The 6,508-nt window shown below is 45.3% G+C and carries 7 protein-coding genes and 2 pseudogenes; 4 read left to right on the forward strand and 5 right to left on the reverse strand.

Features of this window, described 5'->3' with window-relative positions; translation table 11 throughout:
* The 3 genes from R7E47_RS12375 to R7E47_RS12385 form a co-directional block, all read right to left on the reverse strand.
* The gene (locus tag R7E47_RS12375; RefSeq protein WP_318084321.1) at positions 1-1,740 is read right to left on the reverse strand and encodes a site-specific DNA-methyltransferase; all 1,740 of its coding nucleotides are present in this window, start codon (positions 1,738-1,740) and stop codon (positions 1-3) included.
* Positions 1,741-1,863: 123 nt separating this feature from the next.
* The gene (locus tag R7E47_RS12380) at positions 1,864-2,805 is read right to left on the reverse strand and encodes a WYL domain-containing protein (protein ID WP_053410671.1); all 942 of its coding nucleotides are present in this window, start codon (positions 2,803-2,805) and stop codon (positions 1,864-1,866) included.
* A 321-nt stretch (positions 2,806-3,126) separates the two neighbouring features.
* Positions 3,127-3,372 carry a hypothetical protein gene (locus R7E47_RS12385; RefSeq protein ID WP_245639077.1) on the reverse strand — a complete coding sequence of 82 codons (246 nt, stop codon included), beginning with the start codon at positions 3,370-3,372 and terminating at the stop codon, positions 3,127-3,129.
* Here R7E47_RS12385 and R7E47_RS12390 point away from each other — a divergent pair.
* Positions 3,319-3,450 (forward strand): hypothetical protein, encoded by a 132-nt coding sequence (locus R7E47_RS12390; protein WP_262593537.1) that lies wholly within the window; start codon positions 3,319-3,321, stop codon positions 3,448-3,450. The two genes, R7E47_RS12385 and R7E47_RS12390, sit on opposite strands and share 54 nt — an antisense overlap.
* 63 nt (positions 3,451-3,513) lie before the next feature.
* Here R7E47_RS12390 and R7E47_RS12395 read toward each other — a convergent pair whose 3' ends face one another.
* Complete coding sequence (locus R7E47_RS12395) at positions 3,514-4,419, reverse strand: 3'-5' exonuclease (protein ID WP_000196208.1); 906 nt, start codon at positions 4,417-4,419, stop codon at positions 3,514-3,516.
* A 382-nt stretch (positions 4,420-4,801) separates the two neighbouring features.
* On the reverse strand, positions 4,802-5,059 hold the full coding sequence (locus R7E47_RS12400) for a hypothetical protein (RefSeq protein ID WP_000182836.1): 258 nt from the start codon (positions 5,057-5,059) through the stop codon (positions 4,802-4,804).
* Between R7E47_RS12400 and umuD the strand changes: the two genes are divergently transcribed.
* The 3 genes and pseudogenes from umuD to R7E47_RS12415 all read left to right on the forward strand — a co-directional run.
* Positions 5,058-5,507, forward strand: coding sequence for a translesion error-prone DNA polymerase V autoproteolytic subunit (gene umuD / locus R7E47_RS12405; RefSeq protein ID WP_000116661.1), 450 nt, complete (start codon positions 5,058-5,060; stop codon positions 5,505-5,507). The two genes, R7E47_RS12400 and umuD, sit on opposite strands and share 2 nt — an antisense overlap.
* A gap of 7 nt (positions 5,508-5,514) precedes the next feature.
* A pseudogene (locus R7E47_RS12410) lies at positions 5,515-5,748 on the forward strand (DNA polymerase V subunit UmuC); the annotation flags it as partial.
* A 188-nt stretch (positions 5,749-5,936) separates the two neighbouring features.
* Positions 5,937-6,443, forward strand: a pseudogene (locus tag R7E47_RS12415) (site-specific integrase); the annotation flags it as partial.
* Positions 6,444-6,508: the final 65 nt, after the last annotated feature.

Consider the following 6,508-nt stretch of genomic DNA (forward strand, 5'->3'; position numbering starts at 1 on the left):
TTACGCCCCCATAATGCGATGGATGGCGTAAGGCAACTGGCAAAACTCAATGCGTTTTTCAGTTAAGTCTTTCTGGCTCATAAACTTCGCCACAGCAAAAACAATGGTGCGCTTCTTCGTAGCATTGTTTTTCGCTATAACCTCGACTTTTTCAGCGTTTAATGCCGCTTCATTCGAGCGCAGCCACTCGCTATCTGGGCGATAGAACAAATGAATACGGAATAAGTCTGTTTCGCCGATAAAACCATCGGCAGAGGCTTTAGCGACCGTTTCTAACGACTGACCAGTTGCTGTATAAAATACATAACGAGCAAGCGCATCGAATGACGGCATGGCTTCGCCGGTAAGTAAGCTTTCAATTTGGATCGGTTCACCCAAGGTACAATAGGTAAAACTGCCACCAATGCCAGGGGCAAACTCATCCACTTTGCGCTCACCGGTGACAGTCAGCACGCCATCTTTAAGCTCTTTTTTGATTTTGTCGAAATCGTTGCTGTGTTTTTCTTCAACTTTGGCTATTTTTTCAAGCAGCTCTGCGTGCTTTTTCTCAAAGACCGACCAAGTGATTTTTTCAGAAAGCAGTTCTTGTTTTTGCTTACCTTGAAATGGATAACCATTAATGACACGGCGAACACGCTCTGCTGTTAATGTATCGGCGTAGTCTTCGCACTCAACTAAGATAAACTTACGATTGCCATTGTCTTTTTTATTAGCCTCTAGCACTGCATTAGCAGTAGTGCCAGACCCAGCAAAAGAGTCAAGAACAATAGCTTGATTGTTATTGATCAACGTTAGAACTCGGTTTATCAGATCTACCGGCTTTGGCGTAGCGAAGATATCTCCTTTATCCGTAAACATCTGACCCAGTGATTTTTTCGCAGAATCACTATTACCGACTTCATGGTACTTCCATATGGTTTGTGCAGGTATAGTATCTTGAACTTCACTCAAGAACCGTTTAAATCTTGGTCTACTATTGCCATCCTCGCCAAACCAAATTCTATTATCGGCAATTAGCTCTTCAATTTTATCTTTGTTAAATCGCCAACTACTTCCTTTGGGGGGGACAGAGACAACCCCAGTTGGAGAAGTTATTTCATATATCGCGTAGTCACGTGATTCCATTCTTAGTAAATCACCTGATGTCCACGGACCTCTGGGATCGTTGTCAGGGTTTTTATATGATGCATTTTGGCTGTCTGTGCGTTCTAATCCCCCCATAGAGAACTTGGTTGGATTTTTGCTGTATACAGCCATAAAGTCATGTTCTTCCGAAAAATATTTCGTATCACTTTTAGTGCTATACTTTTTCTGCCAGATAATCGTGCCGATGAAGTTTTCTTCCCCAAAGATCTCATCCATAACGATCTTAAGTCGGTGAAACTCATTGTCATCTAAGGTGATCCAAATACTTCCAGTCTCGGCTAGTAGTTCTTTTAAAAGTGTTAATCTCGGCCACATCATGCAAAGCCATTTGTCATGACGCTCCAAATCTTCTTTATCAACAGGATTGGCAGACTTTTTCAGCCACTCCTGCATCAATGGTGAGCGCACGTTGTCGTTATAACACCAGCCTTCATTACCTGTGTTATACGGCGGGTCGATAAAAATGCAGTCTACTTTACCGGCATGGGTAGGCAGTAACGCCTTAAGAGCTTCAAGGTTGTCGCCATGAATGATGAGGTTGTCATCCAATGATGCCGTCTTGCCCTCCTGCGGTAACGATTTTTCCGCAACCACTTTGAGTTCACGAAAAGGCACACTCAGATGGTGTGAATAAACAAACTGCTTACCTTTAAAATCCAACGTTGGCATCGGTATTCCTTAAATTCTTTATTAATTCTGATGATTAGATTCTGTTGTCTAGGTTAAATGAGACATATCAGTGGCATAACCAGGCGCAATTGCGAGGTTTTGAACTCCATACAGCGCGGCACGATTGTTCAATGCAAGCTGGCATTGGTTGGTTGATAAACACATAGCCTCTGAACAATCAACATTCCAAAGCCTAAGCAAATATCCGGCGGTCGCGGCTCTAACCTCAACCTTTAGAAAGCCATTAGTCATGCCATAATCCAGTTCAATCGCTTCGCTGTGCTCAATACGTGGGTGAGGCACTAACTCCAGCTCAACAAAGCGATTCCATTGGCGGTCTTGGCTTTCGAGTTCAGCCTCAGATAACGTAGAGTTTTCAAGCACAATCGCTGCTTTTATTCGGGTCAGCACAAAGTCTCGGAACTCAGCATGCTTGCGGTCAAAACCACGAACATGCCAACGCAGGCCATTGTCCACCAGCGTATGCGGCACAATTTCACGCGTGGTTTCACCGCTCGATAACGATACATAGGTGATACGCAAGGCTTTGCCTTTGTGTATGGCCTCGGTGACTTTCGCCACTATCGATAAACTCGGCTTGTTGAGGTGATAAGGCGCTTCACAAGCAAGGGGTGGTTTTACCTTTCCAGTGAAGCCATCACCGTACCCTTGGCTAATGGTTGCCAGTGTTCTCACAACGTCGTAGTCGAACAAGGATTCAAATGCTTCACCACGTTTATGCAACTTGAGCTTTTGGTCATACTCAATGTTGCCTGGTGCAAGCTCTCGGTACATGGTGAAGTCTTTCGTTGCTTGTGCAGCAGCTATGCTGAACCGATCTACTAAGTCTGCCCGTACCGCTTCTCCCTTAAACAATAAGGTGAAATCGATGTGGGCAATGCGATCCCTGGTTGCTTGTGGCAACTGCGCTATCTGCGAAAGCCTATCTGGCTTCACCACTACCGTTTGTTTCAGACCATCATTTGTCATGCGTCTTGTTTATCCAATTCAACCAGATTCTTAAAACTCTGTTTATAAAGTACGGTCAGACATCGCGTAATCACATTGAATAGTGTCACTCAATGCTGCTCTTCATCCGCAATGACTAATCAATCTCTACCGGTTGAAGCTGGACAGATGGCCATAAAACACTGAATAGGCTTCAACCTAATTAATTTTATTAGGTATCATCCTATCACAAATTATTTTGTAGGGAAGACTAAGCGGCAACTTTTTGATCTGGATTGCAATTGCCGCTCAGGTATGGGCGTGAAGACCTTGTTTGGTGCCATCGATGATAGTTGCTATCAATCAATGCGCTACCCGAACCAGTGGCACCACGATGTAACTGCAATGAGATACCCCTTTGTCCGACTCTGTAGACATCAGGGCTCGTTGCTCACTCTCCCGAATGCGCCTGGCGACTTCTGCCTGGGCTGGTAGCAATGGCAGCATCCCTTCAGCAATCGCGTCTGGGGCAGACTCTTGGCCACAGGACATCAAGTGCTTCCATGGATCTTTAAGAAAGCGCTCGAACGTGATGCCAAATTCAATGATGCGGGCAGAGACGAAGATTTCGCCCCAGTATTCAATGTAGGTGTCTTGGTACATGGAAAGATTCCTCTTGTTGGTTAAACCATGAGTTCACTTTCCATTTTCCAGAGATTCTCAAATATGCAAGGCTTAACTTATAGAGAGCTACAAAGCTTTAAATCGATTGCGAGCATCTTTGTAGTCATAGTGGGCATGTTCTGAGCCACGATGGTACAAATCATCCAGGTAAGTTTGTTCCTGCGGTAACTCGTCTTCGCTGATTTCGCGCCACCAATGCTTGTTGGCACCTTTAACACCGTCATGCCAGCGGTAACCACGCTCTTTTAAATAGTCCTTTACGTCAAACGGCGCACCAAACGCACGAACTAACACAGTTCGCCTGTCCGCTTCAGACAACAAGTTTGCAACGGACTCGGGCAACAAATGGAACAACCAGGCCATCGCCAAACAATCGGTTGCAGCTCGGTGTCCTTCATAAAACCAACCTAAGCGAAGCAGCAGGTACTCAAGCTTTCGACTTTCAAAACCCAGTGCCTTCCAATCTATGCCACTGGCTGAACAGGCCCAAGATAGATGGCCTAATGCAGCAAACCGCTTTTCAAAGAAAGGACGATCAAACTGCGCATTGTGTGCAACCACCAGCGGATCATCGGATAACCAACTCGCTACCAGTGAATCATCAATGTGCTGGCCTTGCACCATATCATCGGTGATACCGGTTAACTCGGTAATCAGCTCGGGGATAGGCTTACCGGGATCTTCATACAAGCTGATCACATCAACAATCGACACAATCCGCTGAGCAGAGGGGCTGTAAAGCACCTTAACCATACCAAGCTCAATAATGGACTCGTCCTCGGCAGACAGTCCGGTTGTCTCTGTATCGAGCAGCACCATTGGCTGTTCATCACCAACCATAGGAGAAAGTTCAAGTGGCCAGGACTGCGGCTCACGCGTTAATGGAATACGCTCCAGCAATCTAAAATCTTCTGGTCTTTCTGGAATATCCGCGAGGCGCTCTAGCGGAAATGGCGCAGGGGCTCTTGTCATTGATGGTTCCTCTTCAATTCTATTGTTCGCTTTGGGTTATTTCACTGTGCCACAGGTTTCTCTAAATGCACCTTGGATACCTCAGCGTTTTTTTGATCTTTCTACTGGGTGACCCATGTATGAAGGCTTTGGCTAAGCCTTTCAGAAAGCCTTAGCTAAACCCTTTAGGTAACCCTTACCGATACCCTTTAGGTATGGCTTAGCCAACCCCTTTTCAAACGGTTGAAAAAGGCTTGAACTGAGTTCGACTGAGCATTTTAATGATGCTCCTGACTTCGCTTTAAGCCAGTAAATTCAATACGAAGCAGAATTTTACTAACTGTTTTTAAACCCTTTGCAAAGGGTTCAACAAGCCTTGTTTGACGGTTACTTGACCCATGCGTTAACCAGTAGCAGTAACAGGATCAGTAACAGAAACAAGAGCAGTAGGCAGAAGCAGTATTGTCCAAGCCTTGCAGGCTTTGACGAGGGCGAGCAATCCCCACATCAAGCTTTTCAACACAAAAAAGAAATCACCCACGACACAACGTCTTACTCGAACAACTACAGTTTTACCTACAATTTTACTTGTAGAAATCAGCATAGCATCAGATACTGTATAAACAAACAGTATTAATTCTATTTTTTCGAGGTTCGTCATGAGTGTCTCGCTGATAGGCCGTAGCGGCGCACTTGCCTTCATCAAAGCCAAGCGCCTTCGTATTCCATTGTTCATGGAACGTGTTTCTGCTGGTTTTCCCTCACCAGCGCAGGATTATGTTGAGCAAACGCTCGACCTCAACGAGCTGTGCATCAAGCGACCGGCTGCAACGTTCTTTGTGCGTGTTGAAGGTGATTCAATGATTGATGCTGGGATTCACCCAGATGATATTTTGGTGGTTGATCGTTCTGTTCAAGCAGAACACGGTGACATTGTCATCGCTGGCATCCATGGAGAACTCACGGTAAAGGAGCTTCAACTAAGGCCGTGCGTCAAGCTGATCCCAAGAAACCAGGCGTATGAGCCCATTCATATTCCTGAAGGGGCAGAGTTAGAGATATTTGGTGTGGTCACCAATGTGGTGCGAAACATGCGCCGTAAGTCGTGACTGTCCCATGCCTGTATTTGCCTTGGTGGACTGCAACAACTTTTACGCCAGTTGTGAGAAGCTGTTTCGTCCTGATTTAAAAGATACGCCGGTTGTGGTGCTGTCCAACAATGACGGCTGCGTGGTTGCACGCTCGCGTGAAGCTAAGTTACTCGGTATTAAAATGGGCGTACCCGTCTTTCAGATCAAAGCCGAAATGCAGCGCCATGGCATTTTGGCATTCTCCTCTAACTATGCGCTTACAGTTGGGAAATACTTTAGACATCACATGTTGTAATGTTTCAGGTTGTATAAATTAGACGTCGAGATGAGGGGTGGTTACAATTTTTACTATTGGTTAAGAAATATCTTGAAAAAGTAGATGTATGAACGCGTAACCCCCTGGGGGAAGGCTTAGCAGTGTGAATAACGGATGATTTAGGTGTTAATGTGATTGAACAAAATAGGTCGTTTCCAGATGACTTCGGCTTTGACTATTGTCTTATGTGGATTAGTACGGAGAAATATCCCTCATTTATAAGTAGGCCACACCCTGACAGTGGCGAGATCATCCATGACGTTAGGGACAACTCAAAACCATTTGCTCATAAACTTCCAATTTTAATAGACCCCGATGGTATCAATGTGGTGCCAGTGAATCTATATCTTCACTCTTTGTTGGCAGATCCAGATATATCCTCCGATAAGACGATTCAATCCCATGCAGTTGCGTTATTGAGCTTCTATCGGTGGTTGAGCACGGAAATCCCCGAACATACACACCCAAGGACTGGCCTTCTGGTTGATGAAAAACCTCCGTTAACAATATATGACTGCACCGAGAAGGTAGAGGAAAGTCCAATCGTGAGATATCGAGACTATTTATTGGAAAACCTTTATACCAAGGATGAAACTGGAAAAGTCGGTGGTTCTCCAAGTACAGCCTCTTCAGTGGTCCACCGAATGCGATTTCCGTCTGCATCTGTTGAAGTTGGGCGACGACGGCTTCTGAGCCTTTACCG

This window comes from Vibrio sp. Vb1026 (assembly GCF_033338745.1).
Lineage (GTDB): Bacteria > Pseudomonadota > Gammaproteobacteria > Enterobacterales > Vibrionaceae > Vibrio > Vibrio alginolyticus.